The following is a 21,324-nucleotide window of genomic DNA, read 5'->3' as shown; positions in this document are numbered from 1 at the left end:
GGCGTATTGCATAAAATACAGCATAGAGAAAAAGCTCTTCAACTGTATTGAAATACAGGGAAGAGCCGATTTTTTTAAAGAACTTCGAGAGTGAAAAGAACAACGACAAGAATTTGAACAGCGATTTGAAGAGATACAGCAATACTCGTGTCTTGTGTTCTTACTTCAACACCACGAGAGTTCTCAATGATTGTTTTTTGTTTGTTTAATTGTTTAATTTTCGTAAGTTGGAGTAAATCTTGAGTGATTTCTGCTTCTTCAATATCATCAAGAATTGCAATCTGAACAATAACAAAAACAGCGACTTGAATGGCAAGTTGAACGGTTACAGCTACTTCAGTCGATGTCGTTTCTACTTCAACATCACAAGAATCTTTAATAATAATAACTTCGTCATTACCTTGAAAAGTACTGTTTACTTGGTCAAGGTTTTGATTAAGATCTGAATTTGAACTAAGTGGATGAGCACAGTAATCATCAAGTGCGCACCACTCTTTTTTACGACATTTAGTATCTTCGCATTTAGTATCTTCATCAAATAATCCCATTTATGTTCCTCCTTATGATTTTCAAGATATTATATTTAATGAACAATTGACTAATTATGATTAAACTAATCCATTAGATTTTTTCTTTTTATCCGCCTTTTTTTAGTAGGAGCTGTCTCTTTAACTGTATTTGATGATAAGGCTTCAAGTTTGCTTTTTAAGTCATTTACCAAGTCACGAAGTTCTTGTTTTCTTTCTTCTGATAACGGTTTAAGTTTCGAACGATCTACGCCGTGCTTTTTTAAGATACCTGTAACGAGTGTATTGGTAAGCTGTTGATTAATGGCCTGAATTTGTTCGTTAGTGTCAGAAACCGGCGTGCTATCCTTAGAAATTTTTCCTTCAGGTTTTTCATTTGGTAAATCTGTCATTTTCCTTCCCCCCTATTCACGTGATAGTTCATCATATGCAGGAGTGGACGATTTGGCATTCATACCTTATAGACGAGTAACTAATTTGATCAAAATTGGTTATTTGTCTACAAATATAAGGTGCTACTAAATTCATTTGGAAGTAGCTGTTGATTATCATAACCGACGACGTTTTGGATTTATTTATTTGAGAGAGTAAAAAAATAGGCGATATTCTAAAATAGGATGTGTGAAAAGTCTAAAGTTTACCTCATTTGATCCCGCACTAAAAAAGAAAGTTATCCTTAACTTTCCACTCCATTAATGTGGATCGATTGATTGATTCAAAGGTGTGTTTAACAAACACGATTCTTTAATTTGCCTTAATTTAGCTTGTCCTTCTGAAGCGAACCACTTTAACCATATCAAAATGTAAAATACGTCTCTTGAATGTCATGTTGTAATGCAAATGTAAAGCATTTATATGGTATAAGGTCATATGAGTAGTAGAGGGAGAAGTTCCTATCTTATAAGCAGGAATAAAACGATGGATGGTTCGTGGAGGGGAGAATCCATCTATGAAAGTCACGGCGTATTTGTCTTTAGTATGGATGTTTTACTTTAGCTTAGAAGGCACATAAAACAAAAGGCATAAGGAGGATACTTAATGAGTATGAATAAGTGGTTAATTAAACACACCGCAATTGCAGCAACCGTTACCTCGTCTATTTTTGTCGGGCCCTCACTAGCCGATGCACATTTCTTTCAACAGGGATCAAAAACATTATATAAAGGGACTAATGACGATGATGTTAAGACACTACAAGAGATATTGCGAGAAACTGGACATTATAAAATAAAAAATTCGACGGGATATTTCGGTCATTCAACTGAAAAAGCCGTAAAATCGTTTCAAAGCGAAGAAAACCTTCAAGTGGATGGTATTGTTGGTGAACAAACAAAAAAAGCTTTATTCCGATTTATTGCAGAGAAATTGACATTGAAAATGGGAAATACAGGGGAAGACGTTAAACAACTTCAAAATGTTTTAAATAAAAAGGGGTATTATCAGGCAAAAATGGATGGGGTATTCGGTTCTCTAACAAAAGAAGCTGTAATGGAATTACAAAAGAACAATAATATTACAGTAGATGGAATTGTAGGTCCGGAAACCTATCGATTTTTAGGAACAAGTGAAAATAGACATAAAACTTCCCCAACATCTAAATCTTCGGAGTCCACGGGAAGGAGTCAATCAACCGTTCATAAGCAAAGCAAGGTAATTAAAAAAGATAGGCAAGAAAAAGAAAAAGTAACAACGCGTACAGTAAAAGAGTTCTTTGCCAATAGTACGGGTTATACAGCTTATTGTTCAGGATGCTCGGGTGTGACAGCTTCTGGGATTGATCTTAGATCGAACCCTGAAGCGAAAGTGGTTGCTGTAGATCCAAACGTCATTCCACTAGGAACTAAACTATATGTTGAAGGGTATGGATATGCTGTTGCGGCCGATACTGGAGGAGCGATTAAAGGAATGAAAATTGATTTATTTTTTAATGACAACTCAGAAGCATTAGATTGGGGACGTCGTACAGTAAAAGTTAAAGTTCTTGAGTAGAAGTAATAAATAAAGATGCTCTTTTTAAGAGAGCATCTTTATTTGTTGTAGAATAGGTGGTGTGTGTAAGTAAGTGAAAAATCAAAAGTCCGATTCTGAGACGATCCATTCAATTTATAAAGCCTATTTATAAATAATCATATGCGAATGAAGACCAACATATGGAATATTTTATTTAAAGAAATCTTGGTTTAATTGAATGTATTTTTGTTCTTCTTCAGGAACTTCATCCTCAGGATAGATAGCTTCTACCGGACATACAGCTTCGCATGCACCACAATCAATACATATATCGGGATCAATGTAAAACATTTTTTCGCCTTCAGCTATACAATCAACAGGGCAAGTTTCAACACATTCCCCAGCCTTTTCTTCTTCACAAGCAGAAGTAATGACAAAAGCCATTTGTTTTCATCTCCTTTCAATTAACATACATGAACAATGAATAATATTTATCATTTCTAGTATGACGAATTTATACCTAGATTTCAATGTTTTTAATAGAGATAACACTATTGCTTCATAAAAAGTTTAAAGGCAGCACCTAGGTTGTTTATCGTCATAGAGTATATCTTTGTTTTTTATTATGTGATTAGGAGTACTTCTACTTAAAGTCCTAACTCAAATTTATCAACATGATTCTATTTAATATTTTTTCTTGCTTCATTCGCTGTTCGATAATAGAGGCTAGCATTTTTATATTTCCGATCCTTATAAGCGATGTCCGCTAAATCTTCAGCAAAGTTTGCAACAATATCCCACCGTCGTTTTTTCTTAAAATAAGGGATAACTTGATGATGAACAAAGGCATAATAGGCTTCTTCTTCCTCCATTTTTAACTCTAAAGCTTGGAATAATAGAATATGGCTGTCTAGGTGATGGTTTCTTGCAAAGAGAAGTCCTTCATTTGCGGCTTTTTTTGCCTTTGAAAGTTGATTGTTGAAAAGATAGACCTTTCCTAATTCAAATAAAGCATAGGCATGATTTTCATGAGTTGATGGAATATGTAAACACTTTTTAATTAACTCAATTCCGTCGTTAGTATGTCCTTGTTCATTATGCATTAAACCCAAATTATAATAGATAATGCTCGATTTTTCTTGATCATCGTAGACTTCAGTAAACTTTAAAGCTTGTTTAAAATGATATTCCGCTGCATTAAAATTTAAGCTTTTTCGATTAGCAATACCTAAGAGAAGATGACAATTCGAGATTTTTTTTAGATGATATTCCTTATTATAGATTTCCAAAGCTCTATTCGTATAATTAATACAACTATTCATGTGGTAATATTGCTCATAAGTACAGGCAATTTCATAGTACAATTCAGCTTTCTCTCGTTCTTTCATTTCGAGTTTACTAAGCCATTTTTCTGCTCTTTGATAATTGACTAGTGCGTTTTTAGAATCAGACATATGAAAAAAAAGACAGCCTTTAAACACGTGGTAAAAATATTTTGAGTAATTATCCATCGTGTCATAGAACGAAGATAAACGCTTTAGCTCACTTTCGGCACCTATCAAATTATCTTGAACAATTAACCACTTCGCGTGCAATAGCTCATACCTCATTTGGTATTGGGGAAAAGAGCCTTTTTCTAACTGTTGATGTATATATTTTAATAATGGAATGACTTTATCCAGATTTGGTTCATTTAAATAGTTATAGAGTTCCATAAGTTTTTTCTCAGCTTCAACAGAGAGGGTTTGAGGATTGATATGTTCCTCATATGTAATACCGAGACGTTTACATAAGAGCTTGATAATTTCTTCACTTGATTTCTCACCATTTTCAATTTTGCTTAAATAAGAAATAGAGCAAATGCCTTCAGCTAGTTGTTCAAGTGTCAAACCTGCCCGTTTACGATAATAACGGATACGCTTTCCGATCATAGTCAAACCACCTCTAATGCCGATACTTCCTAATCGGTTAAAACATCAATATCAAATTAATCACTCACATATGTAAAAAGGATTCAACATCTATTATCATTTCTGTTTTACTATTGATCATACCATGAAGAGAAGTTGGATGAAACCGTAATATCATAGGTATAAAAATACGAGGTATTAAAATGGATATCTTATCTTATTGTTACTAATTAACTTTTTAGAAATAACAAAAGGGAATGACATACCATTTTATCATCGATGTCCGAATATTTAATACGAATTTTCCGAAAAATGATGAAAAAGTAAATATGCGGAAGAGAAACATAAACATTGTGAAGATACAAGTTGCTTCCCTTCCGACACTTTTATGACCTTTAGTTTCTCATATTTAACGGGCTTTTTTGATAAATACGATTGGAGCAAGAATTAACCCGCCGAGGAAACCAAATAAGTGACCCAATATATCAATATTTGGATAAATAAAAGACGAAAGCAGACTAATAATCATTATGATAACGATGATTGTTCGATCTTGACTAGACACTAGTTCTTTTCGGTAGAGGATCAGGTACAAATACAAGCCAAATAAGCCAAATAGGGCACTGCTAGCACCAAGATGAGCAAAATTTTGATTTTCAATAAAGAATGAAGCAATATTACTGATGAGACCTGAACCAATAAAAGCTATAGCAAATTTCCATTTTCCTAAAATATATTCCAGTCCTGGACCAAAAATATACAATGAGAAAGCATTAAACAAGATGTGGCTAAATGTTATATGAAGGAAAATGGGTGTGATAAGAAGCCACCAATCTCCTTGTGAAATAGAGGCATTCACACCAAGCCCAAATCGAATGATGAGGTCGCCTAATCCCGTATTCAAACCGATATATCTATTAAGAAAATAATCAAAAAAGACGAGCAAGTATACGAGTATCATGATGAATAAGAATAGTGAAACGACGGGGTACCTTCGAATAAAAGTTTTAAAATTTTCGGTGCGTAAAAACAAAGATTTATCCTCCTTAAAAAATAAAATGGTCATGCGTTAGCAAGGAACTGTTTTGGACGAGATTATGTAAGGGTAAAGATAAATATGACATACTCTTCTATCTAGTATAATCTAAAAAGAGGATAAGATAAATTTAACCATTAAATTTTTGAAATAGGGGTATAACATGATTATAGGAATTGGCATTGATATGATTGAACTCTCTCGAATTGAGCGTTTAATACATAATGATCAATTTATAAAAAAAATCTTAACATGTAAAGAAAGAGAAAGCTACTACACTCTAAGTACTCATCGCAGGGTAGAGTATCTGGCAGGACGTTTTGCTGCAAAAGAGGCTTATTCAAAGGCAAGAGGGACAGGGATCGGAAAGAAACTGTCCTTTCACCATATAGAAATTTCTAATGATGAAAATGGAAAGCCATTCTTTTCAGAACCTCAAATGGATCATGAGACGGCTCATGTATCTATTACTCACACTAATGAACATGCTGCGGCTTACGTTGTTATTGAGCAATATACTAGATAAAGTGAACAATCTATTCTGTTTTTTTTCAGTTGAAACAAATGCACCTTAAAAAGAAAGCTTGTCATAATAGGATAAGTTGTCTCATATATTTAAATTGCGCTAGGAGGGACTATAGTGCACATCGTATCGCAAGAAGAAATGCAAGCACTTGATCGTTATACTATGGATGTCATTGGGCTAGAGGGCAAGGTCTTGATGGAAAATGCCGGACAAGGGATATTCAGATGCCTTATATCCAAATTAAAAGCACAAGATCAGATTGCTGTGATTATCGGAAAAGGAAACAATGGTGGTGATGGTTTTGTTGTAGCAAGATATCTGCAGAATCATAATTTTGCTACGGATGTTTGGTTAGTTGAAGATCAACACTTAATAAAAGGTGATGCAGCCTATCACATGAATGTCTTCTTGAATTCAGGTGGGAAGATTAACGGGATAATAAGTGACTCTCATCATTTCAAAGAACATCTATCAAATTACACGGTGATTGTTGACGCTATACTAGGGACGGGAATCAAAGGGTGCCCGCGCAAAGCTTACCTTGACGTTATACACTTAATCAATCAAGCGAAGGCGCGTGTCGTGTCCATCGATTTACCTAGTGGTGTGCTAGCTAATGGGGAGCCGTTCTCACACGAAGCAGTATATGCAAAAGAAACACTTACCCTTCAATATCCGAAGCTATGTATGTATACCCAGCCTGCTGCTACGTTCTTTGGAGAAACAGATGTGATTCAAATTGGAATTCCTAAGAAGGCCATTTCCCATCAAGGCTTAAAAAGGCGAGTATGGACAAAGGAAGACGTCAAACATACATTACCCGTAAGAGATCCTTTTTCACATAAAGGAACTCATGGTAAGGGACTCCTGATCGCAGGCTCTCAAGATATGCCAGGTGCGGCTATCCTATCTGCAACATCAGCTCTTCGTTCTGGGATCGGTCTATTATGGTTAAGCATAGCCGATAAAGCCAAGCAAACCGTATGTTCCAGATTGCCTGAGGTCCTTTTTGAATCAAGAGAGTCAACTGATTTCTCAAAGTATAAAGGGATTGCGATTGGGCCTGGTCTAGGAAGAAGTGAAGATGGAGAGGCCTTGTTAGCTCAAGTTTTGGGTGAGAAAGATATCCCCCTTGTGATAGATGCAGACGGTCTTTATCATCTAACCAATCATTTATCAACATTAAAAACACATCAAGCACCAGTTGTTTTAACGCCTCATCCAGGTGAGATGGCAACATTAACCGGTAAATCAATAAAAGAAGTCGAGAATGACCGCTTTGGCATTTCAGAGACCTTTGCAAAAGAACATGGGGTATATCTTGTTCTAAAGGGAAGAAACACTATTATTACTTCACCCTCAGGAGAACAAGTAGTTAATGTTTCGGGTAATCCAGCCTTAGCTAAGGGAGGATCCGGAGATGTTTTGACAGGTATCATCTTTGCCTTCTTATTACAACATGAAAATCCATTAAATGCGATAAGCAACGCTGTTTATGTACATGGCGCTGCAGCTGATCAACTTGTGAAAACGAACCATTCATTATTAGATGTCCTGGCAAGTGATTTGAGTCTGACAATACCAACTGTCTTGCATGATTTATATCTTGATACGATGTGTTAGCATAGAATCCCTCCTTTGTCACCGATATGAGACAAAGGGGTTGGATAAGAGTGAGAAAAAGAATCGTAGGTATCTTTTTAGTTAGTATCATGCTCTTGTTTGTCTTGGCTGGTTGTGGTACAAAATCACAAAAGGATGTCGTAACTGATCTGGGAAATAAATTAGATAAGATGGAAGGCTATAAAACAAATGCCTTGCTAACGTTTAAACAAGGTAAGAAAAATCAAACCTACCAAGCAGAGATTTGGTTTAAAAAACCGTCATATTATCGTGTTGTGTTATCAGATATGAAAAAACAAAATACCCAAATGATCCTTCGTAACAAAGAAGGCGTCTATGTATTAACACCTCAATTAAATAAAACTTATAAATTTGATAGCAATTGGCCTAATAATCGTAGCCAAGCCTATCTCTTTCAATCATTAGCGAATGACATTATGAACGATGCCGATTCAACCTTTACATCAAAGAATAACCAGTATATTTTCAAAACCAAAACAAGCTACCAAACAAAAGAACTCGCTAATCAACAAATCACGTTGAAAAAGGATTTAACACCAACATCTGTAAAGGTCATGGATAAAGATATGAATGTTGTTGTTGATGTAACATTTAAGAACTTCCAGGTAGATCCAAAATTATCAACTTCTGATTTTAATGTAAAGGAAAACATGACAACATCCAGTTTGGAAAAAAGTCAATCAACTTCCGGTAAGGTTGCCTCTTCAACAAGTTTTGAAGTGGCCTATCCAACGATAAAATTAGAAGGGACAAAAATGAAAGAAATGAAATCCGTAACAACTGGCGGATCAAAGAAATTTATTCTTCGCTATTCGGGTAAAAAGCCGTATACGTTGATAGAATCGCAAAGCCAGGTTATGTCAACCAGTAGTCCAGTACAAGTTTCAGGGGAACCTGTAAATATGGGTTCGGGTGTAGCGACACTCGGTGAAAACTCACTCACATGGTCACACGGGGGAACAGATTATTATCTTGTTTCGGATAAACTAACCGATCAAGAAATGCAAGATGTCGCAAGGTCAGTTGCAGGGAAGGTCGAAAAATAAGATAAAGTGAAATCTAATTTAAGCTCGCCAGTGTGCGGGCTTTTTATATGATCCTATATTTTTACCCCGCCTTAACGGCTAGAAAACCCTCACTGAAGAAAGTTTCATTTTCGTGCACACATGCACAGTAATGTGAAATAATGAGAAAATGAATGAATTATCAAGATTTCCTCTTTTTCTTTTCAACTAAAAGTGGTTTAATTAATTATAGCTATTTATCATGTTCGAAAGTAAAAGCATGTCCTAGGTAGGACTTACTGTTAAAATGTCTAAGGAAACCTCTTATAGAGCTTTAAATATGAATTTATGTTATAAAGAAGGTAAAACTATCATGGAAGAATCTTTTTATAGAGACACGTGGGCGACCATTGATCTTGATGCCATTGAACATAATGTAAGCAAAATGAAAGAACACCTACCAGAAGATATGTCTTTAATGGGTGTGGTTAAAGCTAATGCCTATGGTCATGGTGCTGTTGAAGTTGCCAAAATTGCACTCGCTTCTGGTGCGGAGTGGCTGAGTGTTGCTCTATTGGATGAAGCGATTCAATTACGTGAAGCTGGTATTAAAGCACCTATCCTCATTTTGAGCTCCATCCGTCCTAAAGATATTAGCATCGCTAGTAAGTATCATATCTCGCTCACGGTCTATCAAAAGGAATGGGTAGAAGAAGCATTAACCTATTATCATGATCCCTCCCCTGTATTTTTACATGTTAAATGTGACACAGGAATGGGAAGAATAGGTGTACGAAGTGATGAGGAACTTGTAGATCTATTGGACAGTGTAAAGGGAGATTCGCGTCTCGTTGTTGAAGGCGCCTTTACTCATTTTGCGACGGCAGATGAAAAAGATGAATCATATTTTGATCAACAATTTCACCGTTTTAACGACATGGTCAGTCGAATGCGCAAACATGGTGTGGACCCTAATATTATTCACTGTGGAAATAGTGCCGCAACATTAAAGTATCCAACACACAAATTGTTTAACTTAGTTCGGTTTGGTGTTGCGATGTATGGAATGGCTCCATCACCTTATATGAGAGATCACTTACCTTTTCCCTTAAAACCAGCCTTCAGATTGTATAGTCGTCTTACAAATGTGAAACAAGTTGAACAAGGGACTGGCATAAGCTACGGACAAACCTATCATACAAAAGGAAAAGAATGGATAGGGACAATACCTATAGGTTATGCAGATGGATGGTCAAGGTCTTTATCTAATCGTGGCTCTGTACTTATTGATGGTGAGATTTGTGAAATTGTAGGTCGGGTTTGTATGGATCAGCTGATGTGTAAGCTACCGAAAAAATGGCCAATTGGCGAGTGCGTGACACTTATCGGTGAGATGGGTGATAAAACTATTTCAGTAGATGATATTGCGAATCTTCTTCAGACGATTAATTATGAAGTGGTTTGTATGATTAGTTATCGCGTTCCAAGGATATACTTGAGACATGGAAAACAAACGAAGGTATATAATCCACTCATTCAAAAGAAAGTTCTTTATTCGGAGTCAAAAGAATAACAGGACATTTTTAAAAATAAATTGTCTTTGCAAACGACGTTTTGGCATGATATGATAATTTTTAGAATAAGATAGTTCGTAATGAAGTGTTGGAGGTGTACCCAATGTCAGAGTCGAATTCAAAAGAGATTAAAGTAAACTTACCCAAACATTTAGTAACTGAAATAGACGGGGTTGCAGAGCAAGATAATGTGAATCGGAGTGAATTTTTGCATCGTGCAATTAGAATGTATTTGCGGGAACGAAATAAAAGGCAAATACGTGAAGCGATGCGTCAAGGCTACATGGAAATGGCAAAAATTAATCTGAACATTGCTTCTGAATCTTTTTTAGCTGAAGAGGAGGCAGAAACTACTTTAGAGCGCCTAGTTAGTGGGGTGTAGTTGGTGATTGTAAAACGCGGCGATGTTTACTTTGCCGATCTTTCTCCGGTCGTTGGTTCGGAACAAGGTGGTGTTCGGCCGGTATTAATCATCCAAAATGACATTGGCAATCGTTTTAGCCCAACAGTAGTTATTGCTGCCATAACCGCACAAATCCAAAAGGCCAAGTTACCCACACATGTTGAAATCGACGCAAAAAAATACGGTTTCGATCGTGATTCAGTTATTCTATTGGAGCAAATAAGAACCATCGATAAGCAGAGGCTGACCGATAAAATTACTCACCTTGATGAGGATATGATGATGCGTGTAAATGAGGCTATACAGATAAGTTTGAGTTTGGTCGATTTTTAAATAAAAACGATATAGTTAGTTTTTTTGTGTATGGAATACTTTTATTAACCACCTCCAAAATATAAAACATCTTCTATTTGATCGTGCGAGCAAACGCTAGCCATCTACAGAAGATGTTTTTTTGTTTTGGCTCTTTTGTTAAAGATTGCCGCTCTAGTCTATTAAAATTAATATTTTTTTATTCGTAATGTAATTAAAATGTTACAGTCCATTACGTTTTGTCGATACAACTACCATATTCATTGATTAAATAGAAAAGGCATGAAATAATAAATGATAAGAATTCGAAACTGACGAGAAGGTTGGGAGATTGAATGCCAAAAGTTGTGATTAAGTATATAAAGGATAAGAGGAAAGAGATAAATGAAGCATGGATGAGAAAAATGGCTGAGGAGCTTCCAGAGTTTCCAAATTATCGAGCACCTAATCAAAACTTGAGTAATGCGAATGATAATTTTGTAGACGTCATCTATACCTATTTATTGAATATAGAAAATACAGATGATGTTCGTGATTTTATCAAAAAAATTATGAAATTGGAGGTACCAATTAATTATTTATCGATTGGACTCCAAGTATTTAGACGTGTTGTTATGGAAGTTATTAAGCGTAGTGAAAAAGATCCTGAAAATTTATTAGAGTTATATGAACACACAGATAGAGTTGTTGAACCGATTTTCAATCAATTAATCAAAGATACGACAGAAACTTGGGAAAGAACGATTTCAATCCAGAAATCTGAATTACTCGAGTTATCAGCTCCACTTATACCCATTTTGGATCGTATATCAGTGATGCCGCTAGTTGGCACAATAGATACAGAACGAGCTAAATTAATTATGGAAAACTTATTGCAAGGCGTTATAGATCACCATGCTGAAGTTGTTCTTATCGATATAACAGGTGTCCCGGTTGTGGATACCATGGTCGCTCATCATATCATCCAAGCATCTGAAGCCGTCCGGCTCGTAGGATCGAAGTGTATTTTGGTGGGAATACGGCCAGAGATTGCTCAAACCATCGTAAATCTTGGTATTGAGCTTGATCAGTTTCCTACAAAGAGTTCTTTGCAAAGAGGAATAGAGGAAGCTCTGAAAATAACTGAAAGAAAGGTAATCACAATCACGGAAGGGAATGGCAAACAGTGAGAATACCTATTCTGAAGCTTGGAGATTATCTCTTGATTTCAATTCAAATCGAACTAGATGATCATACAGCTATCCAATTTCAAGAAGATTTACTTGAAAAAATTCATGAGACAGGGGCAAAGGGGGTTGTCATTGATTTATCAACCGTTGATATTATTGATTCCTATATTGCTAAAATTTTAGGCGATGTTGTTAAAATGTCAGATCTTTTAGGAGCAAAAGTCGTTCTTACAGGAATTCGTCCTGCCGTCGCTATCATTTTAACAGACCTCGGAATCAGATTAAATAATATCTCTACTGCGTTAGATTTGGAAAAAGGATTAGCCAAATTGAAACAGGATTTGGGGGGATGATCATGGAGACTCGTTCCTCTGTACCCATTAATAACGAGTGGGATATTGTACAAGCAAGACAACTTGGGCGCCAAATTTCAAGAGAAATGGGGTTTGGTCATGTTGATCAAGCTAGAATAACAACAGCGATATCCGAATTAGCAAGAAATATTTATTTATATGCAAATAATGGTGAAATTACCATAGAACCCATTGTTAATCTAGGGAAAAAAGGGTTAAAAATAACATCTAGAGATAAGGGACCTGGAATAAAAGATATACGATTAGTTATGCAGGATGGTTATACAACATCTGGTGGACTTGGAGCAGGCCTTCCTGGCGTAAAGAGATTAATGGATATATTTAAAATTGATTCAACTTTGGAAAAGGGGACAAATATTGTAGCAATTAAGTGGCTTCGGTAATGAGAGAGGGGACACGAATGCAATATGGATTATACTATTAAACTGAGTCAATATGAAAGAATGCTTGCACAATATATTGAACAAAGAGATGAAAGAGCACTTTATAAAGGTCAAAAATTTAGCAGGAAAATGCTTGAACAACATGTCTCTCCAGAAGATGTTGTGAGCATGCACATCGAGGTCGTTAAACGTATAATCCCTCATGTTGATCAAAAAGTGATGGATTCTTTAGAATTTTTACTTGAAGTGATGATTGGCTATGGTTTTGCTTATCGTGAACATCAAAGTTTAAGAACAAGGCAAGAACAATTAGATGCAGAAATTGATATTGCCGCAAATATTCAAAAATCACTGGTAGAAGGTGAAATTCCATCCGGACATGGCGTAGATATAGGCGTTATTTCTAAACCAGCTAAAAAAATGAGCGGCGATTATTATCACTTTGTACAAGATGATCATTCAATAAGTGTAGCCATTGCTGATGTAGTAGGTAAAGGTATACCAGCAGCGATGTGTATGTCTATGATTAAATATGCTATGGACAGTTTGCCTGACTATCGCAAGCAACCTGGAGATGTTTTATCTAGTTTAAATCATGTCGTTGAACAAAATATTGATCCTAGCATGTTTATAACCATGTTCTATGGCGTCTATCATGCCGATGAAAACATTTTTTCTTTTGCATCAGCGGGTCATGAACCGGGTTTCTTCTATAATCACAAATATGACCGATTTGAAGAATTAGTGGCAAAAGGGTCTGTTCTTGGTTTAAGAAGGCATTCCAATTATGCTGAGTATCGGTTAGATATAGAACCAGGGGACATGATTATTTTACTATCCGATGGAGTAACAGAATGCCGTACAGAAAAAGGATTTCTTGAACGAGGTGAAATCGCCGATATTATTCGTTCTGAAATGCATTCTCCTGCTCAAAGAATTGTTGATCAAGTATATTATAATCTCGAAATGTTACAAGACTTTGTTTTACGAGATGATTTTACCTTAATTGTTTTAAAGTTTTAAGTTTACTAGTATCTAAGATTGGGAATGGTAGACTAAATGATTTATATCATTAGGGGGATCAACATGAATTTAAATATTCTTAAGCAAGAAAAAGAACAAAATAAACATATCGTCAGCGTTAGTGGAGAAATTGATGCTTATACGGCACCCAAACTAAAGGAAACATTAATACCGTTAACTGAAATAGAAGGGGCCGTCACGATTCTTAATCTTAAAGAAACCATTTACATGGATAGTACGGGACTAGGTGTAATTATCGCCGCCCTTAAATCAGCAGAAAAACATCAATCGCATATTGATGTTGTAGAAATGACACCACGTGTAGAAAGATTATTTACGATCACAGGTCTTATGGATCTTCTAAAAGCTAAACGTGTGGCATCGGCAGAGGGGGATATATGATGGAAACGTCTAACGAAACAGTCAGCTTAAAGATTCCAGCTAAATCAGAGTTTGTTGGTGTTGCAAGGTTAACCGTGTCAGGAATTGCCAATCGGATGGGGTTTAATTATGATGACATTGAAGACATCAAAATTGCTGTGTCAGAAGCGTGTACGAACGTTGTAAACCATGCCTATAAAAATGTCGATGAAGGACAAATTGAAATTAATCTCAATTGTTCCGAAACATCGTTGACGATCACTGTCATCGATCAAGGAAATTGTTTTGAAGTAGACAAAGTTTTAAATGAGTTGAAACCAATTGATGTTACCATGTCTTTAAATCAAATTAATGAAGGAGGGCTAGGGCTTTTCTTAATCAACACATTAATGGATGAAGTAAACATTAGTAGTGGCTCGGGCATTATTGTAAAAATGTCTAAGTTACTGAACAGAGACGAGGTGGATATGAATGCCAACAGAGTCTCAACAACAACAGAATGAAATACAGTCACTAATATTGGATTATCAAAAAAATCCAGATGATGAGACCATCCAATCTAAACTTCTAGCAAAATATGAAAAACTTGTTATTATCCTTTCAAATAAATTCGCGAAAAGTAAAGATATTCAAGAAGATTTGTATCAAGTGGGTATGATTGGTTTGCTTGCTGCGTTTAAACGTTTCGATCCATCTTTTAATAGAAGTTTTGAATCATTTGCTATGCCGACCATTTTGGGTGAGATTAAAAGGTATATTCGCGATAAGACATGGGGAGTTCATGTACCACGGCGTGTGAAAGAGCTTGGTCCAAAGATAAATAAGGCCGTAGAACATTTGACAAGGGAATTACAACGTTCTCCAAAAGTCGCTGACATTGCAGAATACTTGGACGTTTCAGAAGAAGATGTTCTAGAAACAATGGAAATGAGTAACAGTTATTATGCTTTATCTGTTGATCGTAAAATCGAAGCTGATTCGGAAGGTAGTACAGTCACTCTTCTCGATCTTGTAGGAAAACAGGAAAAAGGTTATACACAAATTGAAAGTCAATTACTTTTAAAAGAGGCTTTTCATGTATTGGATGATCGTGAAAAAGATATATTAAATTATACTTATTTTGAGAATTTGAGTCAGAAAGAAACGGGTGAAAAGTTAGGGATATCTCAAATGCATGTATCGCGACTGCAGAGACGAGCCCTGAAGAAGTTAAGAAAAACTCTACCTGATGAAGGACTGGAACGATTAAAATGATTGAAAGATTTCCATTAGAAAACTTTGGTGTTTTAGCCTTGCAGAAATCGAAACATAACAATCCTTTCTGCGGGGATAGTTATTATATAAAAGAGACGGATCACTTTCTTCTTTGCGTCTTGGCTGATGGATTAGGCAGTGGACAGGGAGCAAATGAAGCTGCTGAACGAGTAACAAATACAGCAAAGAAACTATATGATCAACCTATTGATTTAATTATGGAACGGATAAATGACGCCTTAGTCAATTATCGAGGTGCTGTCGTTAGTATTTTTAAAATTTTATTTAAAGAAAAGAAAGTCTCCTATTGTGGTATTGGTAATATTAAGTTATCGATTCATCCGATTGAAGGAAAACCTATTATCCCAATCCCACAACAAGGATTCTTAACAGGTAGACCGATTCATTGTCAAGTTCAAACCTTCGTATATCCAAGCTTAGCCTTATTCGTGATGCATTCTGATGGTGTCGTTTTTCGATCTAATCGCGTCTCGGACATCAAAAGTTTGTATCGGATGCTAATCGAAGAAGAACTAGAAAGGTCGTTTGAAACATTTTCAGAACGTTATGACGATGATATGACTCTCTTAATTGGAAGGCCAAAAGAAGCCAAAGCAACCATATAAAGGTTGCTTTTTTTTTAGAGGAAGTTCAAAAAGCCACCAAATGATAAGCTGCGAATCTCGGCGTTGGCCAGAGGATCTTCAACTAAAAGTTGAAGCCACCACATCCTGTGGAAGTCCGGTCCTCATGTAGTAAAAACCTACATTCCGGTCCTCAGGAACTGCGCGCTCTTATCTTCTTGCTTCTAATTTGTCACCTTTTTGAACACGTATTTAAAGAGGTTGTTCAAAAAGCCACTAAATGATAAGCTACGAATCTCGGCGTTGGCTTGTTTTTTCGGTCCTCATGTAGTAAACACAAGAGGATCTTCAACTAAAATCGCTCACGTCCTGTGGCTGGCGTTGAAGCTACCACATTCTGTGGAATGCGGTCCTCAAAACGGCGCCACCTTGATCTTCTTGCTTCTAATTTGTCACCTTTTTGAACACGTACTTCAAAGCTTTTTTAATTATAGAACGGGTAAATGTTTTTAATTCACCCATGTAAGGCCACACAGGTCGTAATGTCAATCCTTATAGTATAGGTAATAAAGCCTAATCAATAAACGAATAACTAACGAGGAATAGCTGGTGGGAGATCATCTTCTATGATTAAGTAACATCGCGCGCTTGCCAAGCATGATAAATAAAAATACATATTATATAATGAGAGTAGTGTAACAATAAGGAGGACTTGACTTGGTTCAAACAAAAACTAAAGATGACCATATCTATAAAACTATTTCTGAAACTTTACATATCGCTCAAAGACAAATTAAACAAGTGATCCAATTATTGAATGATGATAATACGATTCCATTTATTGCGAGATACCGTAAAGAAATGACAGGCGGTCTTGATGAGGTGCAAATAAATGCAATACACGATCAATATCGCTATGCTATGCAACTTAGTAAACGAAAAGAAGAAGTCACGCGACTTATTGAAGAACAAGGTAAATTGACGGATGAATTAACGCATAAAATTAGTGCCGCATCGAAATTGCAGGAAATTGAAGATATCTACAGGCCATACAAACAAAAAAGAAGAACAAGAGCAACGATAGCGAAAGAGAAAGGTCTCGAGCCATTCGCCCATTTTCTCTTAACTTTTCCAACTTCTCCAATTGAAGAGGAGGCAGGAAAATATCTTAATAAAGATAAAGGTGTAGACACATTAGATGATGTCATTTCAGGTGGACAAGACATAGTTGCGGAAATGATCGCTGATGACGCCCAAATAAGAGCTTGGATAAGAAATAGGACGTTTAAAGAAGGATTTATCCAAGTTAGTGTTGGTAAGGAAAAAGAGAAAGATGAGAAGAAAATTTTTGAGATGTACTATGATTATCAAGAAAAAGCAGACCGCATTGTTCCCCATCGGATATTAGCGATTAATCGTGGAGAAAAAGAAGGGATCTTAAAAGTAAATGTTCTTGCCCCTGTTGATAAAATTTTAGCTTATCTAGAAAAAATAGTCGTAAAACAAAAGCAGTCGACTGCATCTGGATTATTAAATGCAGCAGCACAAGAGGCATACAAAAGATTAATATCACCGGCTATTGAACGCGATTTAAGACAAGCTTTGACGGAAAAGGCCGACCAACAAGCCATTCATATTTTTTCTGAAAATCTACAGTCTTTATTGCTGCAACCACCAATCAAAGGGTGTGTTGTTTTAGGTGTCGATCCTGCGTATCGAACGGGTTGTAAATTAGCCGTTATCGATGCCACTGGTAAAGTGTTGGATATTTCCGTAATCTATCCAACCCCGCCTAGATCAGAAGTTGAGAAATCAAAGGAACATATATTACATCTTATTGAAAAATATCATATTAAGATGATAGCAATTGGAAATGGAACAGCATCTCGGGAAACGGAACAATTTATTGCAGATGTTCTCAGAGAAATCAAAGGAAACGATATTTTTTATCTCATCGTCAATGAAGCTGGAGCGAGTGTCTACTCAGCCTCGCCACTAGCTAGAGAAGAGTTTCCAGACCTCAAGGTGGAAGAACGCAGTGCTGTGTCAATTGCGAGACGCTTGCAAGATCCTTTAGCCGAGTTAGTCAAAATAGATCCTAAGAGTGTAGGTGTGGGTCAATATCAACATGATGTATCCCAAAAAGATCTAAATGCGTCGCTGACCTTTACCGTAGAAACGGCCGTTAACCGGGTTGGGGTAAATGTAAATACAGCCTCTCCATCGCTATTACAGTATGTTTCAGGATTATCGAAAACGGTCGCAAATAATATTGTAAAAGTTCGGAACCGTGAAGGAAAATTTGTAAATCGAGAACAGTTACAGTCAATTCCTCGTTTAGGACAGAAAACATATGAACAATGTGCGGGATTTCTGCGGGTGCCAGAAGGTGACCAACCTTTAGATAATACCGCTATTCATCCTGAGAGCTACGACGATACATTAACCTTACTTAGGTATATGGGGTGTTCTCTTGATGATATCGGAACGGATCAACTCAAACAAAAATTTGCTGATGTATCCGTTGCAGATTTAGCTCGTGAATTAGAAATAGGGGAACCTACTTTAAAAGATATTATAGAAGCTCTACTTCGACCAGGGCTCGATCCGCGAGATGACATTCAAAAACCGCTATTAAAAACAGATGTCTTGGAGTTAAAGGATTTATCGAAGGGGATGCAATTGGAAGGAACAATACGTAATGTTGTTGATTTCGGTGCTTTTGTCGATATTGGAGTTAAGCAAGATGGTTTAGTTCATATTTCTAAGTTATCCAATCAATTTGTTAAACACCCATTAGATGTGGTTCATGTAGGACAGATTGTCACTGTATGGGTGGAAGACGTGAATCCCGAAACCGGGCGTATTGCCTTATCAATGTTGCCACCAAATAAATAAGTGAACCAGTAGGAAATAAATTGACTTAAAGTCGTTAATCTCATAAAAAGGAAACTGTTCAGTTCTCAAGAACAGTTTCTTTTTTGATAGAAAAACCAACATTGGTTAAGGAGTTTAATTTGATAACGATCCTTGTTGTAATAGGCATCTTGTAGTTGATTTTTAAACCAAATAGGCATTAAGAGCCCTCCTTTTTCGTGATTATTTTCCGTTTAAAAGGTAGTTCAAAAAGTCACCAAATGATAAGCGGTGAATCTCCGACGCTATCCAAGAGGATCTTTAACTAAAATCGCAAACGTCCTGTGGCTGGCGTTGAAGCTACTACCACATCCTGTGGAATGCCTTCTCGGGAACAGTGTCACTCTTACCGTCTTGCTTCTAATTTACCTTTTTGAACACTCTAATGGTTAAAGACGTATCCATTCACTTAAACGGACGAACAAGAAGTTAGCAAGTGAAGTTACCATTTCTCATGCAATATTTTTCTCAATAAATATGATAATGGTTAGCACTAATAGTATCTTAAGCTTATTCGGTGCATTTCTTTGAAGATGGACAGTAATATGGTTCATATACGATCAATTTATAACTATCTTATGAATTCCTGCTTGACTATGTACCTAAAAGAAATAAAAAATAGTAAATTTGACTTTAAAATCTTGATGGGGTTCAGAACATAGAGCTTGCGTAAGTCAAATAAGACTTAAAATGGAGCTTTTTAATTTTTAGTAAAAGTTTCAAGTGATGGTAGGGTGATGACAAAAAATTAATTTAAAGAAAGACATCCCATGTTTCTTTGATGTACAATAGTTTAGAGAATCAGGAAAAGAAGGTGCATCCGTTAGCTATGACTAATGAAGAACTTCAAAGATTAGTTGAACATATTTCACTAACTAGTTTTAATAAGCCATTCGTTCATCAAGCAAGATTTAATCCTCGGTTAAGAACAACAGGGGGACGGTATCTTCTTCAAAGCCATCATATCGAGTGTAATCCACATCAACTTGCCGTCCACGGTAAAGAAGCATTAGTTAAGATTATTAAACATGAATTGTGCCACTACCATTTGCACTTAGAGGGAAAAGGCTATAAACATCGCGATAGGGACTTTATCCTTTTGTTAAATCAAGTGGGTGGAGCTAGGTACTGTAAAGAAATAACCTCGTTAAAAAGAACATCTACAAAACAATATACCTATAAATGTAAAACGTGTGGAGTAAGCTATAAGAGGAAGAGACGTATCGATACGACGAAATATGTTTGTGGCAAATGCAAAGGTAAGTTAGTATTGGAATAACCTAAAGTGGTTCAATCAACCATGACATCTCGATGGTTACTGTCGTGACGTCATATTCTAAGCTTAATTAATTTTTTTAAAAAAAGTGTTGACTAATGTCTAATCTTTGTGGTAAATTAATAAAGTCGTCAAAAGGAAAACAAAACATTTGATGAAATTTAAGAATGTTGTCGCTAGACAAGTAGTATTGAAGATCAATCACTTATAAAACTTCTTTAAAAAAACTTTTTAAAAAGTTATTGACAAGAAAAACAAAATGTTATATAATATTTCTTGTCGCTGTTAAAGAAATAAGTATTCCACAGTAGCTCAGTGGTAGAGCAATCGGCTGTTAACCGATCGGTCGTAGGTTCGAGTCCTACCTGTGGAGCCAGATTTGGAGAAGTACTCAAGTGGCTGAAGAGGCGCCCCTGCTAAGGGTGTAGGTCGTGAAAGCGGCGCGAGGGTTCAAATCCCTCCTTCTCCGCCAGTTTATCATTATTTTATTTGTGGCCCGTTGGTCAAGCGGTTAAGACACCGCCCTTTCACGGCGGTAACACGGGTTCGAATCCCGTACGGGTCACCATTGATATTTAGTTTACCAGTGTGGACCCGTGGTGTAGTGGTTAACATGCCTGCCTGTCACGCAGGAGATCGCCGGTTCAAATCCGGTCGGGTCCGCCATTTCATTAATGCCCCATAGCCAAGCGGTAAGGCAATGGTTTTTGGTTCCATCATGCGTTGGTTCGAATCCAGCTGGGGCAGCCAAAATGAGTCATTAGCTCAGTTGGTAGAGCATCTGACTTTTAATCAGAGGGTCGGAGGTTCGAATCCTCCATGACTCACCATTTATACTAAGCAAGAACTGAATACGATGCGGGTGTGGCGGAATTGGCAGACGCGCTAGATTTAGGATCTAGTGTCTCGCGACGTGGGGGTTCGAGTCCCTTCACCCGCACCATCTATTCAAAAATAACGACATTTCATATATATTATTTGCGGTCGTGGCGGAATGGCAGACGCGCTAGCTTGAGGGGCTAGTGGGGGAAACTTCGTGGAGGTTCGAGTCCTCTCGACCGCACCATTCATTTTAATA

Annotated in this window: 23 protein-coding genes and 8 tRNA genes; 25 read left to right on the top strand and 6 right to left on the bottom strand. The window is 36.6% G+C overall.

Features of this window, described 5'->3' with window-relative positions; all coding sequences use genetic code 11:
- Positions 1-74 precede the first annotated feature (74 nt).
- Together GMB86_RS14190 and GMB86_RS14185 are read right to left on the bottom strand one after the other, a co-directional pair.
- Positions 75-548: a spore coat protein gene (locus GMB86_RS14190; protein WP_155221007.1), complete on the bottom strand. Its 474-nt coding sequence runs from the start codon at positions 546-548 to the stop codon at positions 75-77.
- 65 nt (positions 549-613) lie between these two features.
- Complete coding sequence (locus GMB86_RS14185) at positions 614-919, bottom strand: hypothetical protein (protein ID WP_155221005.1); 306 nt, start codon at positions 917-919, stop codon at positions 614-616.
- Between the two features lie 646 nt (positions 920-1,565).
- Between GMB86_RS14185 and GMB86_RS14180 the strand changes: the two genes are divergently transcribed.
- Entirely contained in the window at positions 1,566-2,516 is a 951-nt protein-coding gene (locus GMB86_RS14180; protein WP_155221003.1) for a peptidoglycan-binding protein, read from the top strand.
- 171 nt (positions 2,517-2,687) lie between these two features.
- Here the strand turns inward: GMB86_RS14180 and GMB86_RS14175 are convergent, their stop codons facing one another.
- The 3 genes from GMB86_RS14175 to GMB86_RS14165 form a co-directional block, all read right to left on the bottom strand.
- Entirely contained in the window at positions 2,688-2,921 is a 234-nt protein-coding gene (locus GMB86_RS14175) for an indolepyruvate ferredoxin oxidoreductase subunit alpha (protein ID WP_141190807.1), read from the bottom strand.
- Between the two features lie 236 nt (positions 2,922-3,157).
- The gene (locus GMB86_RS14170; RefSeq protein ID WP_155221001.1) at positions 3,158-4,408 is read right to left on the bottom strand and encodes a helix-turn-helix domain-containing protein; all 1,251 of its coding nucleotides are present in this window, start codon (positions 4,406-4,408) and stop codon (positions 3,158-3,160) included.
- A gap of 388 nt (positions 4,409-4,796) precedes the next feature.
- Positions 4,797-5,420, bottom strand: coding sequence for a rhomboid family intramembrane serine protease (locus GMB86_RS14165; RefSeq protein ID WP_155220999.1), 624 nt, complete (start codon positions 5,418-5,420; stop codon positions 4,797-4,799).
- Between the two features lie 166 nt (positions 5,421-5,586).
- On the opposite strand from GMB86_RS14165, the gene acpS reads away from it, so the two are divergent.
- From acpS to GMB86_RS14090, 15 genes are all read left to right on the top strand, one after another.
- Positions 5,587-5,949 carry a holo-ACP synthase gene (gene acpS / locus GMB86_RS14160; RefSeq protein WP_155220997.1) on the top strand — a complete coding sequence of 121 codons (363 nt, stop codon included), beginning with the start codon at positions 5,587-5,589 and terminating at the stop codon, positions 5,947-5,949.
- Positions 5,950-6,063: 114 nt separating this feature from the next.
- Complete coding sequence (locus GMB86_RS14155) at positions 6,064-7,572, top strand: NAD(P)H-hydrate dehydratase (protein ID WP_329602951.1); 1,509 nt, start codon at positions 6,064-6,066, stop codon at positions 7,570-7,572.
- A 50-nt stretch (positions 7,573-7,622) separates the two neighbouring features.
- The gene (locus GMB86_RS14150) at positions 7,623-8,639 is read left to right on the top strand and encodes a LolA family protein (protein WP_141604695.1); all 1,017 of its coding nucleotides are present in this window, start codon (positions 7,623-7,625) and stop codon (positions 8,637-8,639) included.
- Between the two features lie 331 nt (positions 8,640-8,970).
- A complete protein-coding gene (gene alr, locus GMB86_RS14145; RefSeq protein ID WP_155220993.1) occupies positions 8,971-10,170 on the top strand; it encodes an alanine racemase in 1,200 nt (399 codons plus the stop codon).
- Positions 10,171-10,274: 104 nt separating this feature from the next.
- On the top strand, positions 10,275-10,553 hold the full coding sequence (locus tag GMB86_RS14140) for a CopG family ribbon-helix-helix protein (RefSeq protein ID WP_141190800.1): 279 nt from the start codon (positions 10,275-10,277) through the stop codon (positions 10,551-10,553).
- A 3-nt stretch (positions 10,554-10,556) separates the two neighbouring features.
- On the top strand, positions 10,557-10,907 hold the full coding sequence (locus tag GMB86_RS14135) for a type II toxin-antitoxin system PemK/MazF family toxin (RefSeq protein WP_141190799.1): 351 nt from the start codon (positions 10,557-10,559) through the stop codon (positions 10,905-10,907).
- A 314-nt stretch (positions 10,908-11,221) separates the two neighbouring features.
- The gene (locus GMB86_RS14130) at positions 11,222-12,055 is read left to right on the top strand and encodes an STAS domain-containing protein (protein WP_141190798.1); all 834 of its coding nucleotides are present in this window, start codon (positions 11,222-11,224) and stop codon (positions 12,053-12,055) included.
- On the top strand, positions 12,052-12,408 hold the full coding sequence (locus tag GMB86_RS14125) for an STAS domain-containing protein (protein ID WP_141190797.1): 357 nt from the start codon (positions 12,052-12,054) through the stop codon (positions 12,406-12,408). The genes GMB86_RS14130 and GMB86_RS14125 overlap by 4 nt, the downstream gene beginning before the upstream one ends.
- Before the next feature lie 2 nt (positions 12,409-12,410).
- Complete coding sequence (locus tag GMB86_RS14120) at positions 12,411-12,812, top strand: anti-sigma regulatory factor (protein WP_141190796.1); 402 nt, start codon at positions 12,411-12,413, stop codon at positions 12,810-12,812.
- 24 nt (positions 12,813-12,836) lie between these two features.
- Positions 12,837-13,835, top strand: coding sequence for a PP2C family protein-serine/threonine phosphatase (locus tag GMB86_RS14115; protein ID WP_155220989.1), 999 nt, complete (start codon positions 12,837-12,839; stop codon positions 13,833-13,835).
- A 63-nt stretch (positions 13,836-13,898) separates the two neighbouring features.
- A complete protein-coding gene (locus GMB86_RS14110) occupies positions 13,899-14,237 on the top strand; it encodes an STAS domain-containing protein (protein WP_155220987.1) in 339 nt (112 codons plus the stop codon).
- Entirely contained in the window at positions 14,237-14,719 is a 483-nt protein-coding gene (rsbW, locus tag GMB86_RS14105; RefSeq protein WP_141190908.1) for an anti-sigma B factor RsbW, read from the top strand. The genes GMB86_RS14110 and rsbW overlap by 1 nt, the downstream gene beginning before the upstream one ends.
- Positions 14,688-15,470, top strand: a complete 783-nt coding sequence (gene sigB / locus GMB86_RS14100; RefSeq protein ID WP_141190793.1) for an RNA polymerase sigma factor SigB — start codon at positions 14,688-14,690, stop codon at positions 15,468-15,470. The genes rsbW and sigB overlap by 32 nt, the downstream gene beginning before the upstream one ends.
- Positions 15,467-16,096, top strand: coding sequence for a protein phosphatase 2C domain-containing protein (locus GMB86_RS14095; protein WP_155220986.1), 630 nt, complete (start codon positions 15,467-15,469; stop codon positions 16,094-16,096). Before sigB ends, GMB86_RS14095 begins: the two co-directional genes overlap by 4 nt.
- Before the next feature lie 675 nt (positions 16,097-16,771).
- Positions 16,772-18,952, top strand: coding sequence for a Tex family protein (locus GMB86_RS14090; RefSeq protein WP_155220984.1), 2,181 nt, complete (start codon positions 16,772-16,774; stop codon positions 18,950-18,952).
- Positions 18,953-19,017: 65 nt separating this feature from the next.
- Here the strand turns inward: GMB86_RS14090 and cmpA are convergent, their stop codons facing one another.
- Positions 19,018-19,131 carry a cortex morphogenetic protein CmpA gene (gene cmpA / locus GMB86_RS14085; RefSeq protein ID WP_141190791.1) on the bottom strand — a complete coding sequence of 38 codons (114 nt, stop codon included), beginning with the start codon at positions 19,129-19,131 and terminating at the stop codon, positions 19,018-19,020.
- 668 nt (positions 19,132-19,799) lie between these two features.
- On the opposite strand from cmpA, the gene GMB86_RS14080 reads away from it, so the two are divergent.
- The 9 genes from GMB86_RS14080 (at position 19,800) to GMB86_RS14040 (ending at position 21,312) form a co-directional block, all read left to right on the top strand.
- Positions 19,800-20,249 carry a SprT family protein gene (locus GMB86_RS14080; RefSeq protein WP_155220982.1) on the top strand — a complete coding sequence of 150 codons (450 nt, stop codon included), beginning with the start codon at positions 19,800-19,802 and terminating at the stop codon, positions 20,247-20,249.
- 298 nt (positions 20,250-20,547) lie between these two features.
- Positions 20,548-20,622 (top strand) — tRNA-Asn (locus GMB86_RS14075).
- 5 nt (positions 20,623-20,627) lie between these two features.
- A tRNA-Ser gene (locus tag GMB86_RS14070) sits at positions 20,628-20,718 on the top strand.
- Positions 20,719-20,739: 21 nt separating this feature from the next.
- Positions 20,740-20,814, top strand: a tRNA-Glu gene (locus tag GMB86_RS14065).
- Positions 20,815-20,836: 22 nt separating this feature from the next.
- Positions 20,837-20,912 (top strand) — tRNA-Asp (locus GMB86_RS14060).
- Positions 20,913-20,921: 9 nt separating this feature from the next.
- Positions 20,922-20,996 (top strand) — tRNA-Gln (locus tag GMB86_RS14055).
- Between the two features lie 4 nt (positions 20,997-21,000).
- A tRNA-Lys gene (locus tag GMB86_RS14050) sits at positions 21,001-21,076 on the top strand.
- Positions 21,077-21,104: 28 nt separating this feature from the next.
- Positions 21,105-21,189 (top strand) — tRNA-Leu (locus GMB86_RS14045).
- Between the two features lie 37 nt (positions 21,190-21,226).
- Positions 21,227-21,312, top strand: a tRNA-Leu gene (locus GMB86_RS14040).
- Positions 21,313-21,324: the final 12 nt, after the last annotated feature.

Source organism: Terrilactibacillus tamarindi (genome assembly GCF_009718825.1).
Lineage (GTDB): Bacteria > Bacillota > Bacilli > Bacillales > Sporolactobacillaceae > Terrilactibacillus > Terrilactibacillus tamarindi.
Note: the sequence above shows the minus strand (reverse complement) of the source record. Positions and strands in the feature narration are given on the sequence as shown.

What these genes read in the sequence shown, in the direction of transcription:
- GMB86_RS14190 (WP_155221007.1), bottom strand. Translation starts at nt 548, where the DNA reads ATGGGATTATTTGATGAAGATACTAAATGCGAAGATACTAAATGTCGT.
- GMB86_RS14185 (WP_155221005.1), bottom strand. Translation starts at nt 919, where the DNA reads ATGACAGATTTACCAAATGAAAAACCTGAAGGAAAAATTTCTAAGGAT.
- GMB86_RS14180 (WP_155221003.1), top strand. Translation starts at nt 1,566, where the DNA reads ATGAGTATGAATAAGTGGTTAATTAAACACACCGCAATTGCAGCAACC.
- GMB86_RS14175 (WP_141190807.1), bottom strand. Translation starts at nt 2,921, where the DNA reads ATGGCTTTTGTCATTACTTCTGCTTGTGAAGAAGAAAAGGCTGGGGAA.
- GMB86_RS14170 (WP_155221001.1), bottom strand. Translation starts at nt 4,408, where the DNA reads ATGATCGGAAAGCGTATCCGTTATTATCGTAAACGGGCAGGTTTGACA.
- acpS (WP_155220997.1), top strand. Translation starts at nt 5,587, where the DNA reads ATGATTATAGGAATTGGCATTGATATGATTGAACTCTCTCGAATTGAG.
- alr (WP_155220993.1), top strand. Translation starts at nt 8,971, where the DNA reads ATGGAAGAATCTTTTTATAGAGACACGTGGGCGACCATTGATCTTGAT.
- GMB86_RS14140 (WP_141190800.1), top strand. Translation starts at nt 10,275, where the DNA reads ATGTCAGAGTCGAATTCAAAAGAGATTAAAGTAAACTTACCCAAACAT.
- GMB86_RS14130 (WP_141190798.1), top strand. Translation starts at nt 11,222, where the DNA reads ATGCCAAAAGTTGTGATTAAGTATATAAAGGATAAGAGGAAAGAGATA.
- GMB86_RS14120 (WP_141190796.1), top strand. Translation starts at nt 12,411, where the DNA reads ATGGAGACTCGTTCCTCTGTACCCATTAATAACGAGTGGGATATTGTA.
- GMB86_RS14115 (WP_155220989.1), top strand. Translation starts at nt 12,837, where the DNA reads ATGGATTATACTATTAAACTGAGTCAATATGAAAGAATGCTTGCACAA.
- GMB86_RS14110 (WP_155220987.1), top strand. Translation starts at nt 13,899, where the DNA reads ATGAATTTAAATATTCTTAAGCAAGAAAAAGAACAAAATAAACATATC.
- rsbW (WP_141190908.1), top strand. Translation starts at nt 14,237, where the DNA reads ATGGAAACGTCTAACGAAACAGTCAGCTTAAAGATTCCAGCTAAATCA.
- sigB (WP_141190793.1), top strand. Translation starts at nt 14,688, where the DNA reads ATGCCAACAGAGTCTCAACAACAACAGAATGAAATACAGTCACTAATA.
- GMB86_RS14095 (WP_155220986.1), top strand. Translation starts at nt 15,467, where the DNA reads ATGATTGAAAGATTTCCATTAGAAAACTTTGGTGTTTTAGCCTTGCAG.
- cmpA (WP_141190791.1), bottom strand. Translation starts at nt 19,131, where the DNA reads ATGCCTATTTGGTTTAAAAATCAACTACAAGATGCCTATTACAACAAG.
- GMB86_RS14080 (WP_155220982.1), top strand. Translation starts at nt 19,800, where the DNA reads ATGACTAATGAAGAACTTCAAAGATTAGTTGAACATATTTCACTAACT.